This window comes from Comamonas odontotermitis, assembly GCF_014207855.1.
Taxonomy (GTDB): domain Bacteria; phylum Pseudomonadota; class Gammaproteobacteria; order Burkholderiales; family Burkholderiaceae_C; genus Comamonas; species Comamonas odontotermitis_A.
The window spans coordinates 1-20,445 of record NZ_JACHKZ010000027.1 but is presented as its reverse complement, the minus strand read 5'-3'; the positions used below and the strand labels follow the sequence as shown (position 1 = coordinate 20,445).

The window sequence follows — 20,445 nt, the reverse complement described above, 5'->3', positions numbered from 1 at the left end:
ACGGCCAAAAGTGCCCTTTGCCCCATCCCTGCACATCCCCCCACAAGACCCCGGCGCGGGCGAGGGGCGCTTGTGGGGGGATGTTTGATAGCAGTACTGGGGCAAAGGCCCCTTTTTGCTTGCTGTGCATGAGTTCTGCCATCCCCCCCGCCCCTTGACGCCTCCGGCCCCAAGGGGAGCGAGGAAGCGACGAGCGAGAGGATGTAAAAAGGAGCACGTCATGGCAATCGCAGCAAACTACCGCAAGCACCCCGAAGCACTGGCACTGCAAATGCCGCTGCCATTTGGGCGCATTCTGAAATGGGCCACCGCACGACCAACCACCAAGCTGATGCGCGATATTCGCGCCGCACGTGGACGCGCATTTGCAGCAGCAGGACGCATCGCACACCCCGCCAAACGCACAACGCCACAATGGGTCAAGGAAGCCACAAGGAACCTGCACATATGGCTGCAAAAGGCATTTGTGCAAATGCCCCTAGCGACTGATTAATCGGGCTTGCGCAAAGGCTCATCAGGCCCAAGCACATCATCGATAGCCGCCCCAAGCTGGACGGAGAGCCAGAACACGGCAATGGCCAACAGCGCAAGCGCCCACCAAAAACCCTTCATGCTGCTACCTCCAATGCGCGCCGTGCCGCTTGCCATGCTTCCGATTTTGCGAGCTTTGCCGCAGCCGTCACCTGGTGGTTTTTGGGCTTGAGTGCTGGCCTAACTGGAGGCGTGAAGACCCTTGGCGCAAGGCGCTGGAGCAGCGGCAGCTTTGCTTTTTCGCCCTGATAGTTCGTCACATGCCAGGGACTGAGATAGCTGTACGGCCCCATGTATGTTTCGTCTTTGAAGCCAGGATCGCCGGGCTTGCGATGCCAGTCGCGGAATATCTGCAATGTGTCGTAGGCCGCGTAGAGATCGGTGTTGCGGTACCACTCCCGATCCACCACGATACCCGGCACATCGGGCATAAAGATATTGGCGATGTGAAAGCGTGGAAGCCGCCCCATCTTGCCGAGGAATGCGCCCACCATGGGGATGCGCATCTTGTCAGCACGCACGCATTTGACGAGGTATTCAGCAAGGCCCACGCGCACTTGCTTATCAAGCATCTCAATGTTTTGCACAACGAGGTAGACGTCCCAACCCTTTTTGCGCGCATGGATCAACCAGTCGATGAGCTTGGTTCGTTCGGCGTTTTGAAAATCGCGCGAATTGAGCCACGATCCCAACTCATCCAGAACCAGTACACCCGCTTTGCTTTCGTCGTAGCGCTTGTCCGGGTTGCCGTGACCAATATCGTCCAGGTCTTGCGCCGTGGGCTTATCAGGGACGCGGATTGCGGTTTTCTTCGACCGATGGGGAAGCATGTTTTCCAGCTTGAGATCAAAGTTAGTCGCCACGCGCCGACCCTCATAGAGCGCTTGCTGAATCTTGTGCACACAGTACAACCCTTTACCCGAACCAAGCTTGCCGGAGACAACGTAAACAGCCATATGACCCCCTCAATTGGACTTGGCAAATAGATGAATCAAATCCTGCTGCCAGCGGTAGACGCCACATGCAGTCCAGATCGTGATGTACGCAGACACGCATGGAATGGCGGCAGGAGGCACAGCCATGAAGAACGCTTTGACGAACATGGCCGGCAAGCCAGAGAGCGCGCTATCGGCCATTGTCATGACGCCACGGAATACGACAAACAACCCAAACGTAAGCGCAGATGAAGCAACCACGACAGCACCGCCAAAGGCAACTTTTCGCGTGACGTACTGAGCAAACCAAGCAACGAGAGCAGTCAGCAGATTGCTAAGCAAAAGACCGAGTAAAGGCATTACTGCTTACCTCCGTTCATCGTGCCGAACACTAGGCCCGCGCACAAGCCAACAGTCGTGATGATCCAGAGGAAGGAGACGATAGGCGCGGTGTAGCCCTCAATCGTGCAGATGTCGATTGCAAGCATCGTAGGCGTAGGCGTAGGCAATGTGCCGAGGTTCCAGGGTTCACAGCCACCATGCTGCAACCAGCCGAAAGAGACGCCCCAAGACGTATCTTTATCGTCAGACTTTTTTATCCCATCGAGAGTGCCCTGACGATCCCCGTCAACCTTGTCGAGTGCCCCTTTTGAATCTCCGAAAACGTCCTTACCGTCAGGCGTTCCGGTCTCATCAATCTTGCAAGGAGGCTGCTTAGGCCCACCACAGGCGCCACCCTCATCACCTTCATCACCGCCGCCGCCACCGCCACCACCGCCCGTATTGGTACCGCCGCCGGTGTTGGTACCGCCACCTGTGTTAGTGCCGCCACCTGTGTTGGTGCCGCCGCCCGTGTTGGTCCCGCCGCCTGTGTTGGTGCCGCCACCTGTGTTGGTTCCTCCACCTGTGTTGGTACCGCCACCTGTGTTGGTACCGCCGCCCGTGTTGGTGCCGCCGCCTGTGTTGGTGCCGCCGCCCGTATTGGTACCGCCACCTGTGTTGGTGCCGCCGCCCGTATTGGTACCGCCACCTGTGTTGGTGCCGCCGCCCGTATTAGTGCCGCCGCCCGTGTTGGTGCCGCCGCCTGTGTTGGTGCCGCCACCCGTGTTGGTGCCGCCACCTGTGTTGGTACCGCCACCTGTGTTGGTGCCGCCACCTGTGTTGGTACCGCCACCTGTGTTGGTACCGCCACCTGTATTGGTGCCGCCACCTGTGTTGGTACCGCCGCCTGTGTTGGTACCACCGCCTGTGTTGGTACCACCGCCTGTGTTGGTGCCGCCACCTGTGTTGGTACCGCCACCTGTGTTGGTACCACCGCCTGTGTTGGTGCCACCACCTGTGTTGGTGCCGCCGCCGCCTCCGTTACCTTCTCCGCCGGTAGGAGCTGTACAGGTTTCACCCGTACTGGTGAAGTCGCCCGACCAAAACCAAGCGTCATCTTTTTTGAAGGCAATAGTATTGCCCGGCTTGTATTTGCAGCTAGAGACACACATGCTCTCGGGAACACCGCCGGGCTTGTCTTCATTGAAGTAAATCTTTTTGCCAGCCTCGCATTTATTCGTTGACTTAGGAACGCACTGACCGTCCTTTTCTTCAAAGCCAACATCACAAGAGCATGTGCCAGAACTTGCACCATCGGAATGCGCATTTGCTGGACAGAACGCAATTTCACCATTCCAGCTAAGGGCGTATTCCCAAACAAAATCGACACCGGGCTTTGTGGCCTTGTATTTACAACTGCCGTTAGAGGGGTTGTTAGTAACGTACCCGTTAGACGTGTAGACCTTACCCTCAGTCTCGATAGACTGCCTATAGCGAAGCCCGTCAGCGCAAGCGGCATCAATGCTCCGCTGCCACGGAGAATCCGTGTACATAGCCCTGAACCGACCAGTGGGAAACGACGCTTGAGCGCATACGGACACAAGCGACAAAAGCAGCAGGAGCAAGAACCTGATTGATCGCACTTGTTATCCCCTCACACGCTTAAAAATAGAACACAGATACACACCAAAACGAGCAGAGCGGGGGCAGCGGAACCGCTTCGCAGCCCCACCGCCCCCGCCCCGCTCGTTCATCAAGCCTTACCGCCGATGCGCTTGATGAACTTGGCACCCACAGACCAGCCCACACCGGCCAGCGCAACTGCGATGAACGCAGCACCCGCAGCGGCAACGATGCCCAGAATGGTCGTTTGCGCATCTGCAATCGCAGAGGTGGGATCAGTCGCAGCCGCAAATGCGACATTGGACAGGGCCAGGGCACCGGCAACAGCGCCGTATTTCACTTTTTGAGACAGAGTCATATTGCTCATGAAGAACTCCTATAAACACACCGGGAGCCGCCCGGCTACGGATCAGCTGATGCTGCTGAATTTCTTGATGTAGGCGACAGTGGCACCAGCCACATAGCCACCGAAGTAGGCCGCTACGAGCGCTCCCAGGAACATGGAGACGAGCATTAGCCTGCCCTCCCTTGCCGGTAGCCGAGGACGAACGCAAAGAAGAGCGCCGCCGCGATCATGAGAGCCTCGAAATCAGTCATTTGGAGACGACGACCATAGGAGCCGGACGGAGAGTGCCGGGCTCGAAATGCGGCCCCTGATATGGGGACTGGTGAACGCCGTTCCACATAAACGCGACAAAAACCAATGGGATCAAAATCATTGCAAATACTCCTGTGGCAACCAAACGAAAGGCCCGCCAGCTTCTATGCGCCGGGGGTTCTCAAAGACACGCACAAAGCGTGAAAAACCGCCGCCTGTTGGCTTGAATTCAGACCGGAGAATCTCGCCCGTTGAAGGGCTGAAATAGCCGCCGCCTTCCTTGCGTTTCCAGTCGCCCCAGATGTCAGAATTCGCCTGCACATACGCAGGCCACAGAACCCAGCGACGCACACCGCGACCAGCTTCATCGAGACCACCCACACCAGATATCCGGGCACCATGCGGAAATCTCCCTTCGCTATTGCCCTTAGAGGCGTATTTCATGAGGTAGGCCACAGGCGCATAGGCCAGAACCCGGTTTGACATGCCATGGCCCCACATGGGAGCCATCCACACGCCTTTGCTACGCCACGGCTGATCGGGCTTTGGCGGGGTCAATCCGGCGTCAAGCCAAACAACGCAGTGGTAGTGAATGACGCCGCGTTTTTGCAGCTCAGCAACCCACACGTAGCGGACTTTTTTGCTGCCGGTGCGGCTGTAGTGCCACTTGCGCAGAGCATCAAGAAAACGGCTGATGTGGTGCGGCTTCCAGTCGCGGTTTGTGCCGCGATAGGTGAGCGTGAGCATGAAGACGTTTTGCTTTTTGGAGCCCAGGTTGTGAAGCGCTTTCGCGCTGATCCCGACGCTCTTGCGCATGCGCGTCAATCGCGCCTTCTCCCTATCAATTTCAATAGTGTTTTCAGAGAAGAATTCTTCTCTGCAACTTGTTGATAGTGAGACAAGCCCGCTCGCTTCGCTCGCTGACAGCGCCATCTTTTGAGCGCGCTTGTCCAAATAGCCAGATGCAAGGCCACGCACGTATTCACGGGCACGGGCTTGAATCTCTGCTACTTCCGCAGGTACCTTGTTTGCGTTGTAGTACTCACCGTTTTTCCATGCTTCTTCGTTGAAGTGGAATTGGCGCGAGACGTCGAGAAGCGCAGCCATCAATGCGCCCCCTGACGATATGCAGCACGCGCAGACGCATCGCTTTCATAGCGACGGCCCGCAGCCTGCTCTTTGGATTTCCACGCGAGAAAGGCCCAATCCCGGAAGCCGTCTTCAATGATGGAGATGGCTTCAAGGCGGAGCTTTTCTGCGATGAGGAACTCTTGCCGATCTGCCCATGCGGAGCGCTGCATCAGCAGGCCATCGCGGGCATTGGCAAGGCGCACGAAGCACTCGGACGGCATGACCATCAGAACGCCTCGCCAGCGACCGGTACACCGCCTGCGATGTACTGGGTATCACCGAGCCACACACCACCATCGTTTTTGATGGTGATGTGCAGTTCATCGGCAGGTGCAGGATTGCCAGCGTTGAACTCATTAATGAGCGCCAGGGCGGCAGCTTCAATGAGCGCAACACGGGCCGCGTGCAGCGGCTCAAACATGGCTTAACCCTGCGCCTTGGGTTCTGCTTTCAGGGGGGTGAGGCGTGGCGAGATTTGCAAATCGCCGTTGCGGCCCACGTAGATGGATTGAGGCGCGAGGACGTATTCACCCATGGGGTAGAAGAGCGCCGCACCTTGATCGTTCTTCGGAAGGATGATCTCTACCTTTTCTGGGTAGGGATTGGGCTGGCCGTTGCGGTCAACCGTATGCATCCACACGGTTTGAAAATCCAGGCTGTATTGCTTGCCGCTGCCCTTGGCAACGCCGCTTTGGTTGCGGACTTCGGTCGACTTCACCGATACACGAATCATGGTTAGCTCCTAAACTGTGCAACGTTGCACACGGAGACCACGCACGCGAGGCTACCGTTTACAACGTCTCAAAGACCCAGGCGAAAAACATGACTACGCACCAATTACTGGACTACTTCGAACGAATCACTGCGCTTTACATCGCGCTCTCTGTACTAGGTGCAATGGCATCAATCTGGATTTCGTACGAAGTGCTAAAAGCAGCTATCAAGAACGGAATCAACGAATCCAACCTAAGCAACAGAAGATCAGCGCCTGCGACACAGTCACCAACAGCCCCTCCGGGATATCGCTGGGTACTTATCAAAGATGAAAGGACAATTGACGAATTACGTGTAGATCGGTAAGCAGATACGTGCAAAGCTACATGTTTAACGCGAGGTGAAGTTTGCAAGAATTTAACGCCGCGTAAAACAAATATTTTTCACGCCGCGTTAACATCGAAAGATGCAAACTGTGATAGGCGTGAAATGAAATCCACACTTGAGCTATTGGACAGAGCGCTAAAAACGCACAAGGCAGCAGACTGGGCGAAGCGCTACAACATCACACAGCCGACATTCAACAACGCGAGAAAACGCGGCTTTCTAAGCCCAATGCTTGCGGGAAACCTTGCTATAGATTTAGGAGAGGATGCGCAGGAATGGATGGCCATCGCTGCGATGGAAAGCGAAAGAGAAAGCCCCTTGCGCGAGAGGCTTATGGCGACATTGAACCGCAGTAAACCATAGCTGCTTGCGCTTACCTGGATTGAATTTTGGGGCGTTTTTGATTGCAGTACCAAAGCAAAAAAGCCCATGAAGGCGATGCTTCATGGGCTTTGACGTCTTGTGGTGCGCGCGCAGCGATGCTTGCCTTACTTGTGGCTCAGGCGCCGTACGGCCCAGTCACCCAGGCTTTGTACCAGTTGCACAAAAATGATCAGGATCACGACCACCGCCAGCATGATGTCCGGCAGGAAGCGCTGGTAGCCGTAGCGAATGCCCAGATCACCCAGGCCCCCACCGCCAATGGCGCCTGCCATGGCCGAATAGCCGGTCAGCGAGACAAAGCTGATGGTCAGGCCCGCAACGATGCCGGGCAGCGCCTCGGGCAGCAGCACTTTCCAGACAATCTGCCACGAGGTGGCGCCCATCGCCTGCGCCGCCTCGATGAGGCCGTTGTCCACCTCGCGCAGCGAGGTCTCCACCAGGCGGGCGATGAAGGGCGCGGCCGCCAGCGTGAGCGGCACAATGGCGGCTGCGGTACCGATGGACGAGCCGGTGATCAGCCGCGTGAACGGGATGATCGCCACCAGCAGGATGATGAAGGGCGTGGAGCGCACGGCGTTCACGATCCAGCCGACGATCTTGTTGGCTGCACTGTTTTCCAGGATGCCGCCCTGGTCGGTGAGGCGCAGAAACACGCCCAACGGAATGCCGATCAGGGCCCCGGCGACGCCGGAGATGCCCACCATGATGATGGTTTCCCACAGCGAGGTGGCAAACAGCTCCAGCATCATTTCCGAAAAATTCTCAAACATGGTCTACCTCTTGGGGGGTGATCAGGCGGCGCGGGCCGCAGTATCCACTTCCTGCACCTGCACACCGGAGGCGCGCAGCGCAGCGATTGCCGCATCCAGCTGCTGCAGCGGGCCGCTGGCGTACACGGCCAGAAAACCGAAGGTCTGGTCCTGGATCTCGTCGACCTGGCCGTTGAGGATGCTGACATCCAGGCCGAAGTCGCGGATCAGGCGCGAGAGGATGGGCTGGTAGGCCTGGTTGCCCGCGTAGGACAGGCGCAGCAGCTTGCCGTGGCCAGCTGTCAGCGCATCGTTGAGGGTGCGCACGCGCTCGATCACGCTGGCCGGCAGATCCTGCGGCACGATCTCGTCGATCAGGCTCTTGGTGATGGGCTGCTGCGGGCGGGTGAAAACATCGATCACCGAGCCCTCTTCCACCACCTTGCCCGCTTCCATCACCGCCACGCGGTCGGCAATCTGCTTGACCACCTGCATCTGGTGCGTGATCAGCACGACCGTGAGGCCCATGTCCTTGTTGATCTGCTTGAGCAGGGCCAGCACCGAGCGGGTGGTTTCCGGATCGAGCGCCGAGGTGGCCTCATCGCTCAGCAGCACCTTGGGCTCGCTCGCAAGCGCCCGGGCAATGCCCACGCGCTGCTTCTGGCCGCCCGACAGCTGCGCGGGATAGCGGTCGCTCAAGGCCGACAGCCCCACCAGATCGAGCAGCGGATCCACACGCTTTTTGATGGCAGCCTTGTCGACACCGGCCAGCTCCAGCGGCAGCGCGGCATTGTCGAACACCGTGCGGGACGAGAGCAGATTGAAGTGCTGGAACACCATGCCGATCTCGCGCCGCGCCTGGCGCAGTTGGTCGTCGTTCATGGCCGTGAGCTCATGGCCATTGACGATTACCTGGCCTGTCGTGGGCCGGTTGAGCAGGTTGATATTGCGCACCAGCGAACTCTTGCCCGCGCCGCTGCGCCCGATGATGCCAAACACCTCGCCGGGGGCAATGCGCAGGTCAACGCCACGCAGCGCCTGCACCGGGCCGTTCTTGCCCGGGTACGTTTGGGTGATACCCCGAAGTTCAATCATTGGAATAAAGAAAGCGCCCTTGTTCACAGGGCGCTTCGAGAAGCGTGAATAGATGTACTGTACGCGATGCGACAGCGGTTACCAACGAATGAAATTTTAGTTCGTTACAACCGTTGGTTATTTCGGAAGGTCTTTTGGCGCGCCCATGGCCTGGCGCACGGCGTCTGCCACTGCCTCGCGGATCGTGGTGTCGATTTCGAGCTGCAGCGACGATTGCAGCAAGGCGGTCTGCTGGTTCACCACCTTGAGCACCGCTGCCGTGAGCCGGTCATCCAGCGTATCCTGCACGCGGCGCAGCACCCGGCGCGTGATGGCGTCTTCCAGCTCCTGCGCCGTTTGTGCGGCACTGGCCACAAGGCTGGCGGTGGCCGCATCCATGGCGGTATTGGATGCGGGGCTGCCGGTAACGCCTTCGACATGCGTCGCAGTGTTCTGATCGGCGCCATCGCTGCGGCTGCCTGCTCCGTCATCGGCTGCTGCCAGAGGCTGCAGGTCGGCGGATTCAGGCCCTTCCATGGATGGCGGGTTTTCAGCAGGCGCGCTGTCCATCTGCCGGGTATCGACCACAAACCGTCCTGGATCGGCCGGGCCTGCGGAAAACTCCGGTGCCTCTACAGGCTGCGCCCAGCCGCTGTGTGTGGGCAGACTGGCAATGTCGATATCGCTCAGCGGCGCAGGCTCCGCATCCGCGTCGGCCTCGCGGCGCCTGCGCAGCACATCGGCATAGGCAGGTGCAGACGCAGCGGATGCATCATTTTTCATGGCCCCCTGCGCCTGCTGGGCGGGCACAGAGTCAGAAAAATCCTCCGAAACGGCTTCCTGCGCAGCCACTTCGGTCAGCGTGGGTACGAATTTGGGCGGGGTGCGTGGCTCCATGGGGTGGTCAGTCATCGGTCTTCATCACCAGATCGCGCCGTTCAATGGTATAGCCTTGCGCGGTGTAGTCACGCCAGCGCTGGCGGGCCAGTTGCCGGTCGTTATCGTCATCGGCACTTACCACTTCGATCACACGCTCGAACTGCGCGAAATCGCCGGGCATGTGATCGGACAGATTGAGCAGCACGCGCCTGTGCGGCAAGCCTTCATCCACCTGGCTGGCCAGCACCGTGGGCGAACGCTGCAGCACGGCAGCCGCCGCATCAGCCCGGCAGTGGGCCAGAAACTGCGGCTCGCCGCCGAACGACCACAGCGCCAGATCCAACTCGGCTACCACGTCGGGCGCGGCCAGCACCACCAGCGGCATGTCCATGCGCTGGAGCTTGCGCACCAGCTTGCAGGCATAGGTGAGCTTGCTCGGCGCGTTGAAGTGGAAGGCCACTGCGGTCTTGTCTGCCATGGTGCGGGTCGATCCGATCAGTGGCCTGCCGGACGGTCGCTGCCGTCCTGGTTGACCGCGGCCTTGCCGGGCTTGTCAGCCTTCACCGCCTTGGCTTTGCCGGGCCGTGCGTCCTTGTCTGCCTTGCCGGGCTTGGCAGCATCGGCCTTCTGCGCCGACAGCAGGTACTGCAGCAGCAGGCCGACGGGTCGGCCGGTCGCGCCCTTCCTGGCGCCGCTGCGCCAGGCGGTACCTGCAATATCCAGATGCGCCCAGGCCATGTTGCCCACAAAACGCTGCAGGAACTTGGCCGCCGTCACGGCGCCCGCCGGGCGTCCGCCCACGTTGGCCACATCGGCAAAATTGCTCTTGAGGCCATCGGCATACTCGTCATCGAGCGGCATACGCCAGCACCAGTCCTGCGCCTTGTCGCCCGCATTGTGCAGCGCCTGGGCCAGCGCGTCGTTGTTCGAGAACAGGCCACTGCGCTGGGCGCCCAGCGCAATCACGCAGGCGCCGGTCAGAGTGGCGATGTCAACCACCGCCGCAGGCTCGAAGCGCTCTGCGTAATGCAGCGCATCGCACAGCACCAGGCGCCCTTCGGCATCGGTGTTCAGAATTTCGATGGTCTGGCCGCTCATGCTGGTAACCACGTCGCCAGGCTTGACCGCGCCGCCATCGGGCATGTTTTCGCAGGCCGGAATCAGGCCCACCACATTGATGGCAGGCTTGAGCTCTGCCAGCGCACGGAAGGTACCCAGCACGCTGGCGGCGCCTCCCATGTCGTATTTCATCTCGTCCATGTCGGGCGCTGGCTTGAGCGAGATGCCGCCGGTGTCGAAGGTGATGCCCTTGCCCACCAGCACCACGGGCTTGTCGCCCTTGTCAGCGCCACTGTAGTGCAGCTCGATGAAACGCAGTGGCTCTTTGGAGCCCTGGGCCACCGCCATGAAGGCGCCCATGCCCAGCTTGGCCACGTCTTCGGGCTTGTGAATCTTGCACTTGATGCGTTTGTGTTCGCCCGCCAGGGTTTCGGCGGCATCGGCCAGCATTTTGGGCGTGGCGTAGTTGGCCGGGCGGTTGGCCCATTCGCGGGCAAAGGCCACGCCAGTGGCAGTAGCCTGGGCCACGCCAAAGGCGGCGGTCAGCTCCTGCGCGTTGGGTGCGCCAATAGTGACGCCCTGCAAGGCCACGGCCTTGGCCGATGGTTTGGAGGTGCCATACTGGTAGGCCAGTTCCGCCACGCATTGCACGGCAGCGTACAAGGCCTCTTCTGCCAGCGGGCTAGCGCTGGCGATGACGCCCTGCTTGGTGCCCTCGCGGGTGAAATTGCCCGCCGCTGCGGCAAGCGCCAGGCGCACAGACTTGGCCGAGCCATCGCCCACACCGAGCAGCAACAAATGCCGAGCCTGAATGGCGGGCACCGCGTACATGGCCAGCGACTTGCCAGCTTTTGCCTCAAAATCACCATTTTTCTGCGCATGCGCAATCAGGGTGGACAATGCGTCACTGGCCTTGGGTGCGTTGTCGCCCACCAGTACGACCAGGAGATCGCCCGGCTGCAATGCGGCCGAGGCCAGATCCAGAGTCTTGAGTTCAAAGTTCATAATCGGTGCTTTCCTTGCCGCCAATGTTATTCGATTCTTCGATCCGTAAAGAGCTATCCCGCAGCTTTGGTGCCACCTTGGTGGTGCTGGTCACCGTCGTGATGACCATGATGCTTATCAAGGTCCTGGGCCAGGCCTCGCGCGGCAGCGTCGACCCGTCCGATGTGATGCTGGTGATGGGTTATACCGTGCTCGGCCAATTGCCCACGATTTTGAGCCTTTGCCTGTTCATCGCCGTGGTGGCTACCTTATCGCGCATGTACCGCGACAGCGAGATGGCGGTGTGGTTCAGCAGCGGCCAGAGCCTGATGTCCTTTCTGCGCCCGCTGATGCGTTTTTCGTGGCCGGTGATGGTGGTGATTGCGGTGCTGGCCCTGCTGGTGTGGCCCTGGGCCAACCAGCAGATCGTGCAGCTGCGCGCCCAGTACGAGCAGCGCGGCGATGTGGAGCGCATTGCGCCGGGCGAGTTCCAGGAGTCGTCCGATGGAACGCGGGTTTTCTTCATCGACCGCGAGCGCGCATCGGACACGCAGGCCAGCAACGTCTTCATCGTGACCAACGAGGCCAAGAAGGACACCGTGACCAGCGCCAGAAGCGCCCACCTGGAAGTGCAGGACGATGCCCGCGTTGCCGTGCTCAACGATGGCCAGCGTGTTGAAAAGGACAAGAACAAGCAGGGCCTGAAGGTCAGCGACTTCAAGGAGTACGGCACGCGCATCGGCAAGGCAGGCGCAGTCGACCTCAATGACTCCTATTCAGTCAAGAACATTCCTACGCAAAACCTCGTCACCAGTGGTGAGCCACGCCTGCGCGGCGAGCTCGGCTGGCGCCTGGGCCTTGCGATTGCCGCACTCAACTTTGTGGTGCTGGGCCTGGGGCTTGCCAGCGTCAACCCCCGGGCGGGCCGCAGCAGCAGCCTGCTCTTTGCCCTCTTCGCCTTTGTCGTTTACTACAACCTGATGACTTTCTCCCAGAGCTGGGTGTCGTCGGGCAAGGTGCCCCTGTGGGCATCGTTCACCCTGGTGCATGGTGCAACTGCGGTGCTTGCCTGGGTACTGCTCTATTTCCGCAGTCACCAGCGATCACCGCTGCAATGGCTGCGCAGCAAGGGAGCCCGCGCATGAAAACCTTCCGCAAGATGATCTACCGCGACATTGCCTCGACCGTAGGCTTTGTCACCCTGGCGTTTCTGGCGCTGTTCTTCTTTTTTGACATGGTCGACGAGTTCCGCTGGGTGGGCACCGGCACCTACCAGCTCAAGCACGCCGTGCTGAGCGTGGCGCTGAACATTCCCACCCATGTCTATGAACTGCTGCCCATCACCGTGCTGATTGGCACCATTTTCGTGATGGCGCGCATGGCGCAGACCTCGGAATTCACCATTCTGCGCACGAGCGGCCTGAGCCCCTGGCAGGCGCTGGGCAGCCTGATGACCATCGGCATCGCCTTTGTGGTGCTCACCTTTGCGATTGGCGACTATGTGGCCCCTGCTGGCGAACAGGCCAGCCAATTGCTGCGCGCGCAGCGCTTTGGCCAGCTGAGCACCGGCCAGACGGGCGCCTGGCTGCGCGAAAAGCGCGACGACGGCATGGCCGCCATCAATGTGCGCTCCATCAGCCCCGAGGGCGAGCTGCAGCAGGTGCGCATCTTCAGCTTTGACGGCCAAGGCCGCATCCAGAAACAGCTCACCGCCGGCGGCGGCAGCTTTGGCGACGGCAGCTGGAAGCTGCGCCAGGTGCAGGAGCAGCACTATTTTCTGGGCGATGGCAACAAGGCGCGCGTCGAAGTGAAGAACCTGCCGGATGTAGACTGGCCCACGACGGTCACGCGCAGCATGGTGGCCGCTGCCGTGCTCAAGCCCGACCAGATGAGCACCTACGACCTGTTCCGCTATGTGAATCACCTGGAAGCCAACGGCCAGAGCGCGCAGCGCTACGAGATCGAGCTGTGGCGCAAGGTGTTCTACCCCATCAGCTGCCTGGTGATGGTGGTGCTCGCCCTGCCCTTTGCCTACCTGCACTTCCGCTCGGGCGGCATCACCGGCTACGTTTTTGGCGGAGTGATGGCCGGTATCAGCTTCTTCCTCTTGAACAATGTGTTCGGTTTTGCAGGCAACCTGCAGAACTGGCCGCCGATGTTGACAGCGGCGGCCCCGGGCATCATCTACTCGCTGCTGTCGCTCGGCGCCTTCACCTGGCTGGTGCTGCGGCGCTGACGGCGCCGCCCCCTTCTGCCGGCGCCGGCGCGAACACCGGCGCATCCGGCAGCTCGCTCCAGGGCACCATGCGCTGCCAGTTATAGACCTGGATGGGCGCACTGCTGGTGGGTGCGATCAGGTTCTTGTCTGGCTGCACCATGCGGCTCTTGACGCCCAGCCAGTTGGCGTACAGGTGGAAGAAGTCATAGCCGCTGATGGGCGTGGCATTGCGCATGGCTTCCTTGCGGCCGGTGTCGATGTGCAGCAGCGCGGTGTCGTAGGCCTCCTGGATATTGGGCTCCACGTAGATGTTCTTGTTGGGCATGTGCCATTGCTCCTTCCAGCGCTCCCAGTCGCTTGCGGGCTCGACGCGCAACGAGTGGTCAGAGACGAACAGTATCTCGTGCTGGTCGGGCCGCCAGGTCTGCAGCAGCCCGTCCAGCGCCTGCAGGAAAAGATCGAGCTTGCGCAGGCTGGTCAGGTAGCAGTCGATATGGTGGCCCTGCCCGCTTTGGAAGGCGATGGGCATGTCGGTGACGCGCTCGCAGGCGTCGGGGTGCGAGCCCATCATGTGCAGCACGATCACGGCATCCGGCGCAATGGTGCCCGGCGTCTCCAGCTGGCTGCGCAGCACGTTGAGCATTGCAAAATCATCGCGGTACGGCGCAACGGCGGGCGGCTGATCGAGAAACCGGTAGGTGTCGGCCTGCCGCGCAATCCAGGCGATCTTGGTATCGTGCTTGCCCACGCTGCCCTGGTTGGATATCCAGTGCGCGGTGTAGCCTGCGGCATGGGCCAGGGCCATCACATTGCGGTCCGGGTCAAAGCTGCCATCGGCCATGCTCGAATACGACAGGGTGCGCACCAGGCTGGTGACCGTATTGGGCGCAGGTGCGTGGTACTGCGCATAGGCAGCCACATGGGGCGACGCATCGAGAAACGGCGTGGTCTTCCAGGGGCTGCCCATGACGGACATGTAGCGCCGGTTCACGCTCTCGCCGATCACCAGCACCTTCAGGTTGCGGTTGCGCTCAACGCGCTCGATCTGCCAGTCCACCGCACCGGGCTTGGCCTCCAGTACGGCGTGTTCGGAGCGGTATTTGACGACCGATTTGATGGCCTGAACGGTAAACAGCCCGAAAACATTCAGGATGGCCAGCGCCACCCAGAGTACAGCCGAAAACCGCCGGAGCGCCTGCGGGCGCAGCCTGCCGTAAAAAACGGCCAGCGCCGCAGCGATCAGGCCCAGGGCAATATCGGTGACATCGAGGTTGAGCAGAAACTCCCAGCTCTCCTGCACGTCCGTCTCCAGGGCCGAGGCCGCGAGCACCGTCGTCGGGTAGCCATAACCACGGCCAATGCCCAGCATCACATACAGGGAAAACAGCAGGCTGATGCCGCAGGCCCATTTGGTGGCCCAGCCCCTGCGGGCGCTGTACAGGTAGAAGCCGCAGGTCAGCGCCGCCAGCAGCAGGCGGCGCATGGCGCTTTCCGCGTCGTTGATGTGCAGGTAGCCCAGCCCATACAGCATCAGGCCCGTCAGCAGCAAGGCGCTCGCCCATAACCGAAGACGCTGCTCGGTCGATTTTCCTGTTGTTATTTCTTGTGACATCCATACCTGCACGATGCGGCAGCCTGTTGTTGTTTTTTGCGGTGCGCAGTGTAACCGCATGCCTGGATGCAGAACGTTTCAGTCCCTGCCGACAAGAGCGCAAGGAGCGCGTATCCCACTCGGCCCTGCAGGCCTGACATGCCAAAGGTTCAACCAAGACAATCGTCAGCAGCTATGTTTTTTGAAGCACCTGGGTGGTATGCGCCGAGGCCAGGGACTTGGCCATCACCCGGATCAGATCGGTCTGCGTGACCATGCCCACCAATTTGCCCTGCGCATTGACCACTGGCAAATGCCGTAGATGGCCCTGGCTGAACACCGCGATCAGGTCTACCACGCGGTCATAGCCCTGCACCGTGGCAACCTCCTCGGTCATCAAATCACCCACCACCACGGCCGCCTTCTTCTTGCGCAGCACGAGGGATTTGAGGCGATCGCCAAGACCGGCAGACGTTTGCGACAGCGCCTGGTTGAGCAGATCCGTCGAAGTGACGATGCCCTTGACCTGCATTTTCTCGTCCACCACCGGCAGCGCCTTCACGTCATGCTCCTGCATGCGCTCCCAGGCCTGCTGCACCGGCGCGTCGGCGGTGGTGACGAACACCGGATGCGCCATGATGTCTTCGCAGCGCAGATCACCCAGCGTGCGCTTGAAAGCGGCCTGGCTGGCCATGTGCACCAGGGCCTCCAGATCAGCTCGGCTGACATCGAGCACGCCGTTGAAATGATCGAGCGCCGCATCCAGATCGACCCCTTCGATGCGCATGTTGCGCGCATCGCCTGCAGCAGCCGGTTTCTGGCTGTGCTGTGGCGCAGGGTAGCGCTTGCCGGTAGCGCGGCTGTACAGGGTAGCCAGCACCACCAGCAGCACCAGATTGGTGGCCACCGGATAGGCCAGCACCGATACATCGGTGCCATGCTCCAGCGCAATCCACATGGCCAGGGCCGCGCCCGGGGGGTGCAGGCAACGCATGACCACCATCACCATCACCGCCAGACCCGCCGATGCGGCGGCAGCGGCCGATGGGTCGTCGATCACCAGGGCCGCCGCGAGGCCCGCCAGGCCAGACAGCACACTGCCCCCGATCACCGGCCAGGGCTGGGCCATGGGGCTGGACGGCGTGCACACCAGCAGCAAGGCGCTCGCCCCCATGGCGGCAAACAGCCAGGGCGCATGGTGGCTCTGCCCCCACCAGCGGCTGACAAGGCCCGTGAGCAGCAGGGTCAGCCCCACCCCCACCACCATGCGCAGCAACTCTTTGCCATTCACATGCGAAGAAGACGGCCAGAAATTGCGCAGCCATTGGCGCAGGCGTTCGGCGCGGACGGGAGGTTCAGGGACGCGGTTGCTGTGGTCAGGCATGGCTCAGGGTGGAACTGCGCAATATTGACCTGCATCATAGACAAGCGCGGAGCGCCAGGCCCAGCCCGGCCCGAATGCCCGACGTACCGATGCCCGCCCATCTACGCGCCACAGCGGCCCCCAAGGGCTGCTGACCAGCATATTTGTTGCCCTCTTCGGGCTTACCCGGCGTGAAGTTGTCAAACAGATGACACAGTCTCGCTAGAATCGGCGGTTTACTGTGAATCCCTCTATGCGTGACCGACTAGCTGTACTGCCCCAATACTTGCTGCCCAAAAAGTGGATGACCGCTCTGGCTGGCAAGCTGGCATCGGCCCGCCTGGGCGGAGCCACCACATCCTTCATCGGCTGGTTTGTCCAGAAGTACAAGGTCAACATGGAAGAAGCGGCCGAGCCGGATATTGCGCGGTACGACAGCTTCAACGCCTTCTTCACCCGAGAGCTGCGCACCGGCGCGCGCCCAATTGCCAAGGCAGACCTCGTCTGCCCCGTGGACGGCGCCATCAGCCAGTGCGGCGCCATCGAGCACGACCAGATCTTTCAGGCCAAGGGCCACCACTACAGCACCACGGCCCTCGTGGGCGGCGATGCCGAGCTGGCCGCGCAGTTCAACAACGGCCAGTTCGCCACCATCTACCTCAGCCCGCGCGATTACCACCGCATTCACATGCCGCTGCGCGGCAAGCTGCAGAAGATGGTGTATGTGCCGGGCGACCTGTTTTCGGTCAACCCCCTCACCGCACGCGGTGTGCCAGGCCTGTTTGCGCGCAACGAGCGCGTGGTCTGTGTTTTCGAGACACGCATCGGCCCCATGGTGATGGTGCTGGTGGGCGCCACCATTGTGGGCAGCATGTACACGACCTGGCACGGCCAGGTCAACCCGCCGCGTTCGCGCAAAGTGCGCAGCTGGGATTACCAGACCCAGCCCATAGTGCTGGAGCAGGGCGAAGAAATGGGCCGCTTCCTGTTGGGCTCCACGGTCGTGCTGCTGCTGCCGCCCGGCAAGACCGGCTTTGCCGCCGACTGGGCTGCGGCCAAGCCCGTGCAACTGGGCGAAGCCATGGGCAGCCTTCTCTCCTGATTTTCAAAGTTTTTTGCCTTTAACGCTTGCCTATAAAGTGCCTGAAGCTCTCATTTTGGGAGCATCAGTAATTGCAAGCGGCTGCGAAAGCAATGCACCTGCCCGCTCACCGGATCGGTAAAGGCCAGCTCCTTGGCCAGCAACTGCAGCGGGCTTGAGAAATCGCCTTCAGGTGGATCGTTCACCTCCGGGTAGAACGCATCATTGCGGATCGGGATGCCCAGCGCCGCCATATGCACCCGCAACTGGTGCCGCTTGCCGCTGATGGGCTCCAGCGCATAGCGCGCCCAGACGCCATTCGATTCGATGACAGCCATCCGCGTGTGGCTGTTGGGCGCGCCCGGCACCTCGTGCATCAGAAAAAAGCGCTGGCTCTCTTCCATGCGGCTGTGGTGTTCGCGCGGAAAGGCCAGATCGGCCCGCACCGGTGCCACCGCCTCGTAGCTTTTGTGCATGGCCCGGTCGCGGAACAGCGCCTGGTAGGCGCCGCGCGTGGCCGCGTCCTTGGACAGCAGCACCAGCCCTGCGGTGTCGCGGTCGATACGGTGCAGCGGCGACAGCTCGGCATTGCCTGTGGCCCTCTTCAGCCGTACCAGCAGCGAGTTCTGCACGTATTTGCCTGTGGGCAGCACGGGCAGAAAATGCGGCTTGTCCACGAGCAGAATGCGCTCGTCTTCGTACAGCACCGCCGCTTCAAAGGGAATCGGGGTCTCCTGCGCCCATGCGCGCCAGTAGTACACACGCTGGCCCGGCACAAAACGCTGGTCGGCGCGCAGGGGCTGGCAATGGGCATCCACCACGTCGCCCGCCTGCATGCGCGCCTGCCACTCCTGCCGCGCCACCAGTGGCAGCCGCTCGGCCAGGTAATCCAGCAGCCAGCCCTCGCCCTGCGAAGGCAGCACCACGCAGCTGGGGCTCACGCCATCGCGCATCCAGGTATGCGGAGCGCCAGGGGTCGACTCATGGGCCAGAGGGTCTACAGATTCATTCATTGCACACGTCATGTCGCTGGCGATTGTAGGCCTGTGCTGTCATCCCTCGGAGCGCGCTGCACCGGTATGGCGCTGCCGCCTCAGGGGATTGGCGGCAAGGCACAATAGCGCCTTCTTCGCGCCCAGGCAGGGCCAGACTCGAACCTCCGGCGAAGCAAGACAAGACACAACAACCATGAGCAGCAACTCCTCCTCCCCCTCCAATGCAGCGCTCACGCCCGTTCAGGCAGGCGAGCGCGTATTCAGCGGCATGCATCTGGCCTCACTGTGGTTCAGCCTGGGCGTGGGCCTTCTGGTCATGCAGGTGGGCGCCTACCTGATGCCCGCCCTGTCGCCCCAGCAGGCCATGCTGGCGATTGTGGGCGGCTCCATCGTTGGCGCGGGCCTGCTCGCCTGGGTGGGCAAGCTGGGGTGCGACACCGGGCTGTCGAGTGCAGGCCTCATCCACCATGTGTACGGCCGCCACTTTGCCAAGCTGCCGGTGCTGCTCAACATCGTTCAACTGCTGGGCTGGGGCGCTTTTGAGCTGGTGGTAATGCGCGATTCCACCGTCGCCATTGGCCGCCAGGCGGGCAGCATGCAGTCCGATTACTGGCCCTGGGCCGCCACCTTGCTATGGGGTGGCCTGCTGATGGCGCTGATGCTGGGCTCGATGGTGCACCTGGTGCGCCGGCTCATCTCGCGCATTGCGCTGCCGCTGGTGGTGCTGTCGCTGCTGTGGCTGACCTGGCAGTTCACCCATATGGCCAGCGTGCAGGGCTTTTCGGCACTGTGGAGCCGCCCCGGCGCAGGCGGAATGGGCGTGATGCCCGCGCTGGATCTGGTGGTGGCCATGCCCATCTCGTGGCTGCCGCTCGTGTCTGATTACTCGCGCTACGGCAAAAGCGGCCGCTCGGCCATGGCCGGAACCTGGCTGGGTTTTGGCATTGCCAATGTATGGTGCTACGCGCTGGGCGTGCTGGTGGCCCTGGTGCTGCCCAGCAAGGATCTGGTCGCCGCCCTGCTGCTGGCCCAGGGTGGCCTGATCGCCCTGTCGCTGGTGCTGCTGGACGAAGTGGACAACGCCTATGGCGACGCCTACTCCGGCGCGGTATCGGCCCACAGCGTGCTGCCTGCCTGGAGCGTGCGCGCCTGGGGCTTGGTGGTGGCCGCCGCCTGCACCCTGCTCGCGCTGGTGCTGCCCATGCATAGCCTGGAGCCCTTCCTGCTGTTGCTCAGCTCGGTGTTTGTACCGCTCTTTGGCGTGATTTTGGGCCGCCTGTCGTTTGGCGGCTACCAGCGCGCGGCTGTGCAGGCGCCGATCCACTGGCTGCCGGTATGCATCTGGCTGTGCGGCATTGCGCTCTACCACGCACTGGCCGCCTGGGCGCCGGTGGCAGGTTCTGCCATTCCTACGCTGGTGGTGACGTTTGTGGTGGCGTTTGCTACGCGGGCAAAGGGCTGAGTACGGAGTTTGCAGATTGTTGGCAACTGCCCGGCCCCGCTCAAGGCAGGGGTGGGCAGAGAACATCCAGCGCAATTGTCCCGATGGTGTTAGACTGTCTTTCGATCTGGGCATGCTTGCCCCCTGATCGCTCTCACCTGTGCCAGGCCTCTCACGCCCTCTCCGCGCACTATCCTAGGCAAGCTATAAGCCACAATAAATTCCTAGGTTCGGCTTTTCCCGTATTTCTGTTTTTATTTCTGGCGCACAGAGCTCCACTGGTATGCATGTGGAGGGCTTTGTTGCACAAATCCGGGCCGCAGCGGTAGTAGGCTCGGATGATGAGTGAGACGAACTGGGGTCGGCGCAAGTACCGCACCACAAACT

At 61.3% G+C, this 20,445-nt stretch carries 23 protein-coding genes; 6 read left to right on the top strand and 17 right to left on the bottom strand.

All coding sequences use genetic code 11. The annotated features are described in order from the left end of the window. The first annotated feature begins 220 nt into the window (after positions 1–220). Positions 221–493 (top strand): hypothetical protein, encoded by a 273-nt coding sequence (locus HNP33_RS16925; RefSeq protein WP_184710592.1) that lies wholly within the window; start codon positions 221–223, stop codon positions 491–493. Here HNP33_RS16925 and HNP33_RS21200 read toward each other — a convergent pair. The 9 genes from HNP33_RS21200 to HNP33_RS16885 all read right to left on the bottom strand — a co-directional run bounded on the left by HNP33_RS21200 (position 490) and on the right by HNP33_RS16885 (position 5,872). Then, positions 490–612, bottom strand: coding sequence for a hypothetical protein (locus tag HNP33_RS21200; RefSeq protein WP_267906722.1), 123 nt, complete (start codon positions 610–612; stop codon positions 490–492). The genes HNP33_RS16925 and HNP33_RS21200 overlap by 4 nt on opposite strands. Beyond that, positions 609–1,487: a zonular occludens toxin domain-containing protein gene (locus tag HNP33_RS16920; protein WP_184710594.1), complete on the bottom strand. Its 879-nt coding sequence runs from the start codon at positions 1,485–1,487 to the stop codon at positions 609–611. The genes HNP33_RS21200 and HNP33_RS16920 overlap by 4 nt, the downstream gene beginning before the upstream one ends. Before the next feature lie 9 nt (positions 1,488–1,496). Next, entirely contained in the window at positions 1,497–1,826 is a 330-nt protein-coding gene (locus HNP33_RS16915) for a DUF5455 family protein (protein WP_184710596.1), read from the bottom strand. Then, on the bottom strand, positions 1,826–2,959 hold the full coding sequence (locus HNP33_RS16910; RefSeq protein ID WP_184710598.1) for a hypothetical protein: 1,134 nt from the start codon (positions 2,957–2,959) through the stop codon (positions 1,826–1,828). The genes HNP33_RS16915 and HNP33_RS16910 overlap by 1 nt, the downstream gene beginning before the upstream one ends. 581 nt (positions 2,960–3,540) lie before the next feature. Continuing rightward, positions 3,541–3,777, bottom strand: coding sequence for a hypothetical protein (locus tag HNP33_RS16905; protein WP_184710600.1), 237 nt, complete (start codon positions 3,775–3,777; stop codon positions 3,541–3,543). A 348-nt stretch (positions 3,778–4,125) separates the two neighbouring features. Continuing rightward, positions 4,126–5,115 (bottom strand): rolling circle replication-associated protein, encoded by a 990-nt coding sequence (locus HNP33_RS16900; protein WP_233464578.1) that lies wholly within the window; start codon positions 5,113–5,115, stop codon positions 4,126–4,128. Beyond that, positions 5,115–5,366, bottom strand: coding sequence for a hypothetical protein (locus tag HNP33_RS16895; RefSeq protein WP_184710602.1), 252 nt, complete (start codon positions 5,364–5,366; stop codon positions 5,115–5,117). Before HNP33_RS16895 ends, HNP33_RS16900 begins: the two co-directional genes overlap by 1 nt. Further along, positions 5,366–5,560, bottom strand: coding sequence for a hypothetical protein (locus tag HNP33_RS16890; protein WP_184710604.1), 195 nt, complete (start codon positions 5,558–5,560; stop codon positions 5,366–5,368). Before HNP33_RS16890 ends, HNP33_RS16895 begins: the two co-directional genes overlap by 1 nt. Positions 5,561–5,563: 3 nt before the next feature. Continuing rightward, positions 5,564–5,872: a single-stranded DNA-binding protein gene (locus HNP33_RS16885; protein ID WP_184710605.1), complete on the bottom strand. Its 309-nt coding sequence runs from the start codon at positions 5,870–5,872 to the stop codon at positions 5,564–5,566. A 470-nt stretch (positions 5,873–6,342) separates the two neighbouring features. On the opposite strand from HNP33_RS16885, the gene HNP33_RS16880 reads away from it, so the two are divergent. Beyond that, positions 6,343–6,603, top strand: a complete 261-nt coding sequence (locus HNP33_RS16880) for a hypothetical protein (RefSeq protein ID WP_184710607.1) — start codon at positions 6,343–6,345, stop codon at positions 6,601–6,603. Positions 6,604–6,728: 125 nt separating this feature from the next. Here HNP33_RS16880 and HNP33_RS16875 read toward each other — a convergent pair whose 3' ends face one another. The 5 genes from HNP33_RS16875 to HNP33_RS16855 form a co-directional block, all read right to left on the bottom strand. Beyond that, entirely contained in the window at positions 6,729–7,394 is a 666-nt protein-coding gene (locus HNP33_RS16875; protein WP_184710609.1) for a methionine ABC transporter permease, read from the bottom strand. Between the two features lie 21 nt (positions 7,395–7,415). Beyond that, positions 7,416–8,468 carry a methionine ABC transporter ATP-binding protein gene (locus HNP33_RS16870; protein WP_184710611.1) on the bottom strand — a complete coding sequence of 351 codons (1,053 nt, stop codon included), beginning with the start codon at positions 8,466–8,468 and terminating at the stop codon, positions 7,416–7,418. A 117-nt stretch (positions 8,469–8,585) separates the two neighbouring features. After that, the gene (locus tag HNP33_RS16865; protein ID WP_184710613.1) at positions 8,586–9,359 is read right to left on the bottom strand and encodes a hypothetical protein; all 774 of its coding nucleotides are present in this window, start codon (positions 9,357–9,359) and stop codon (positions 8,586–8,588) included. Further along, positions 9,352–9,804 (bottom strand): DNA polymerase III subunit chi, encoded by a 453-nt coding sequence (locus HNP33_RS16860; RefSeq protein WP_184710615.1) that lies wholly within the window; start codon positions 9,802–9,804, stop codon positions 9,352–9,354. The genes HNP33_RS16865 and HNP33_RS16860 overlap by 8 nt, the downstream gene beginning before the upstream one ends. Positions 9,805–9,821: 17 nt before the next feature. Further along, a complete protein-coding gene (locus tag HNP33_RS16855; RefSeq protein ID WP_184710617.1) occupies positions 9,822–11,390 on the bottom strand; it encodes a leucyl aminopeptidase in 1,569 nt (522 codons plus the stop codon). Between the two features lie 23 nt (positions 11,391–11,413). On the opposite strand from HNP33_RS16855, the gene lptF reads away from it, so the two are divergent. Continuing rightward, on the top strand, positions 11,414–12,514 hold the full coding sequence (lptF, locus tag HNP33_RS16850) for an LPS export ABC transporter permease LptF (protein ID WP_184710619.1): 1,101 nt from the start codon (positions 11,414–11,416) through the stop codon (positions 12,512–12,514). Continuing rightward, positions 12,511–13,605, top strand: coding sequence for an LPS export ABC transporter permease LptG (gene lptG / locus HNP33_RS16845; RefSeq protein ID WP_184710620.1), 1,095 nt, complete (start codon positions 12,511–12,513; stop codon positions 13,603–13,605). The genes lptF and lptG overlap by 4 nt, the downstream gene beginning before the upstream one ends. Here lptG and HNP33_RS16840 read toward each other — a convergent pair. Continuing rightward, positions 13,580–15,199 carry a phosphoethanolamine transferase gene (locus tag HNP33_RS16840; RefSeq protein ID WP_184710622.1) on the bottom strand — a complete coding sequence of 540 codons (1,620 nt, stop codon included), beginning with the start codon at positions 15,197–15,199 and terminating at the stop codon, positions 13,580–13,582. The two genes, lptG and HNP33_RS16840, sit on opposite strands and share 26 nt — an antisense overlap. Before the next feature lie 172 nt (positions 15,200–15,371). Continuing rightward, on the bottom strand, positions 15,372–16,562 hold the full coding sequence (locus tag HNP33_RS16835) for an HPP family protein (protein ID WP_184710624.1): 1,191 nt from the start codon (positions 16,560–16,562) through the stop codon (positions 15,372–15,374). A 232-nt stretch (positions 16,563–16,794) separates the two neighbouring features. Here HNP33_RS16835 and asd point away from each other — a divergent pair, with 232 nt between their 5' ends. Next, entirely contained in the window at positions 16,795–17,643 is an 849-nt protein-coding gene (gene asd, locus HNP33_RS16830; RefSeq protein WP_184710626.1) for an archaetidylserine decarboxylase, read from the top strand. A 50-nt stretch (positions 17,644–17,693) separates the two neighbouring features. Here the strand turns inward: asd and HNP33_RS16825 are convergent, their stop codons facing one another. Beyond that, positions 17,694–18,635, bottom strand: a complete 942-nt coding sequence (locus HNP33_RS16825) for a pseudouridine synthase (RefSeq protein ID WP_233464577.1) — start codon at positions 18,633–18,635, stop codon at positions 17,694–17,696. 175 nt (positions 18,636–18,810) lie between these two features. On the opposite strand from HNP33_RS16825, the gene HNP33_RS16820 reads away from it, so the two are divergent. After that, positions 18,811–20,079 (top strand): purine-cytosine permease family protein, encoded by a 1,269-nt coding sequence (locus tag HNP33_RS16820; RefSeq protein ID WP_184710628.1) that lies wholly within the window; start codon positions 18,811–18,813, stop codon positions 20,077–20,079. Positions 20,080–20,445: the final 366 nt, after the last annotated feature.

Bases quoted from the DNA above. Each gene is read 5' to 3' on its own strand.
- HNP33_RS16925 (WP_184710592.1), top strand. From the start codon at position 221: ATGGCAATCGCAGCAAACTACCGCAAGCACCCCGAAGCACTGGCACTG.
- HNP33_RS21200 (WP_267906722.1), bottom strand. From the start codon at position 612: ATGAAGGGTTTTTGGTGGGCGCTTGCGCTGTTGGCCATTGCCGTGTTC.
- HNP33_RS16920 (WP_184710594.1), bottom strand. From the start codon at position 1,487: ATGGCTGTTTACGTTGTCTCCGGCAAGCTTGGTTCGGGTAAAGGGTTG.
- HNP33_RS16915 (WP_184710596.1), bottom strand. From the start codon at position 1,826: ATGCCTTTACTCGGTCTTTTGCTTAGCAATCTGCTGACTGCTCTCGTT.
- HNP33_RS16910 (WP_184710598.1), bottom strand. From the start codon at position 2,959: ATGTGTGTCTCTAGCTGCAAATACAAGCCGGGCAATACTATTGCCTTC.
- HNP33_RS16905 (WP_184710600.1), bottom strand. From the start codon at position 3,777: ATGAGCAATATGACTCTGTCTCAAAAAGTGAAATACGGCGCTGTTGCC.
- HNP33_RS16900 (WP_233464578.1), bottom strand. From the start codon at position 5,115: ATGGCTGCGCTTCTCGACGTCTCGCGCCAATTCCACTTCAACGAAGAA.
- HNP33_RS16895 (WP_184710602.1), bottom strand. From the start codon at position 5,366: ATGGTCATGCCGTCCGAGTGCTTCGTGCGCCTTGCCAATGCCCGCGAT.
- HNP33_RS16890 (WP_184710604.1), bottom strand. From the start codon at position 5,560: ATGTTTGAGCCGCTGCACGCGGCCCGTGTTGCGCTCATTGAAGCTGCC.
- HNP33_RS16885 (WP_184710605.1), bottom strand. From the start codon at position 5,872: ATGATTCGTGTATCGGTGAAGTCGACCGAAGTCCGCAACCAAAGCGGC.
- HNP33_RS16880 (WP_184710607.1), top strand. From the start codon at position 6,343: ATGAAATCCACACTTGAGCTATTGGACAGAGCGCTAAAAACGCACAAG.
- HNP33_RS16875 (WP_184710609.1), bottom strand. From the start codon at position 7,394: ATGTTTGAGAATTTTTCGGAAATGATGCTGGAGCTGTTTGCCACCTCG.
- HNP33_RS16870 (WP_184710611.1), bottom strand. From the start codon at position 8,468: ATGATTGAACTTCGGGGTATCACCCAAACGTACCCGGGCAAGAACGGC.
- HNP33_RS16865 (WP_184710613.1), bottom strand. From the start codon at position 9,359: ATGACTGACCACCCCATGGAGCCACGCACCCCGCCCAAATTCGTACCC.
- HNP33_RS16860 (WP_184710615.1), bottom strand. From the start codon at position 9,804: ATGGCAGACAAGACCGCAGTGGCCTTCCACTTCAACGCGCCGAGCAAG.
- HNP33_RS16855 (WP_184710617.1), bottom strand. From the start codon at position 11,390: ATGAACTTTGAACTCAAGACTCTGGATCTGGCCTCGGCCGCATTGCAG.
- lptF (WP_184710619.1), top strand. From the start codon at position 11,414: ATGTTATTCGATTCTTCGATCCGTAAAGAGCTATCCCGCAGCTTTGGT.
- lptG (WP_184710620.1), top strand. From the start codon at position 12,511: ATGAAAACCTTCCGCAAGATGATCTACCGCGACATTGCCTCGACCGTA.
- HNP33_RS16840 (WP_184710622.1), bottom strand. From the start codon at position 15,199: ATGTCACAAGAAATAACAACAGGAAAATCGACCGAGCAGCGTCTTCGG.
- HNP33_RS16835 (WP_184710624.1), bottom strand. From the start codon at position 16,562: ATGCCTGACCACAGCAACCGCGTCCCTGAACCTCCCGTCCGCGCCGAA.
- asd (WP_184710626.1), top strand. From the start codon at position 16,795: ATGCGTGACCGACTAGCTGTACTGCCCCAATACTTGCTGCCCAAAAAG.
- HNP33_RS16825 (WP_233464577.1), bottom strand. From the start codon at position 18,635: ATGAATGAATCTGTAGACCCTCTGGCCCATGAGTCGACCCCTGGCGCT.
- HNP33_RS16820 (WP_184710628.1), top strand. From the start codon at position 18,811: ATGAGCAGCAACTCCTCCTCCCCCTCCAATGCAGCGCTCACGCCCGTT.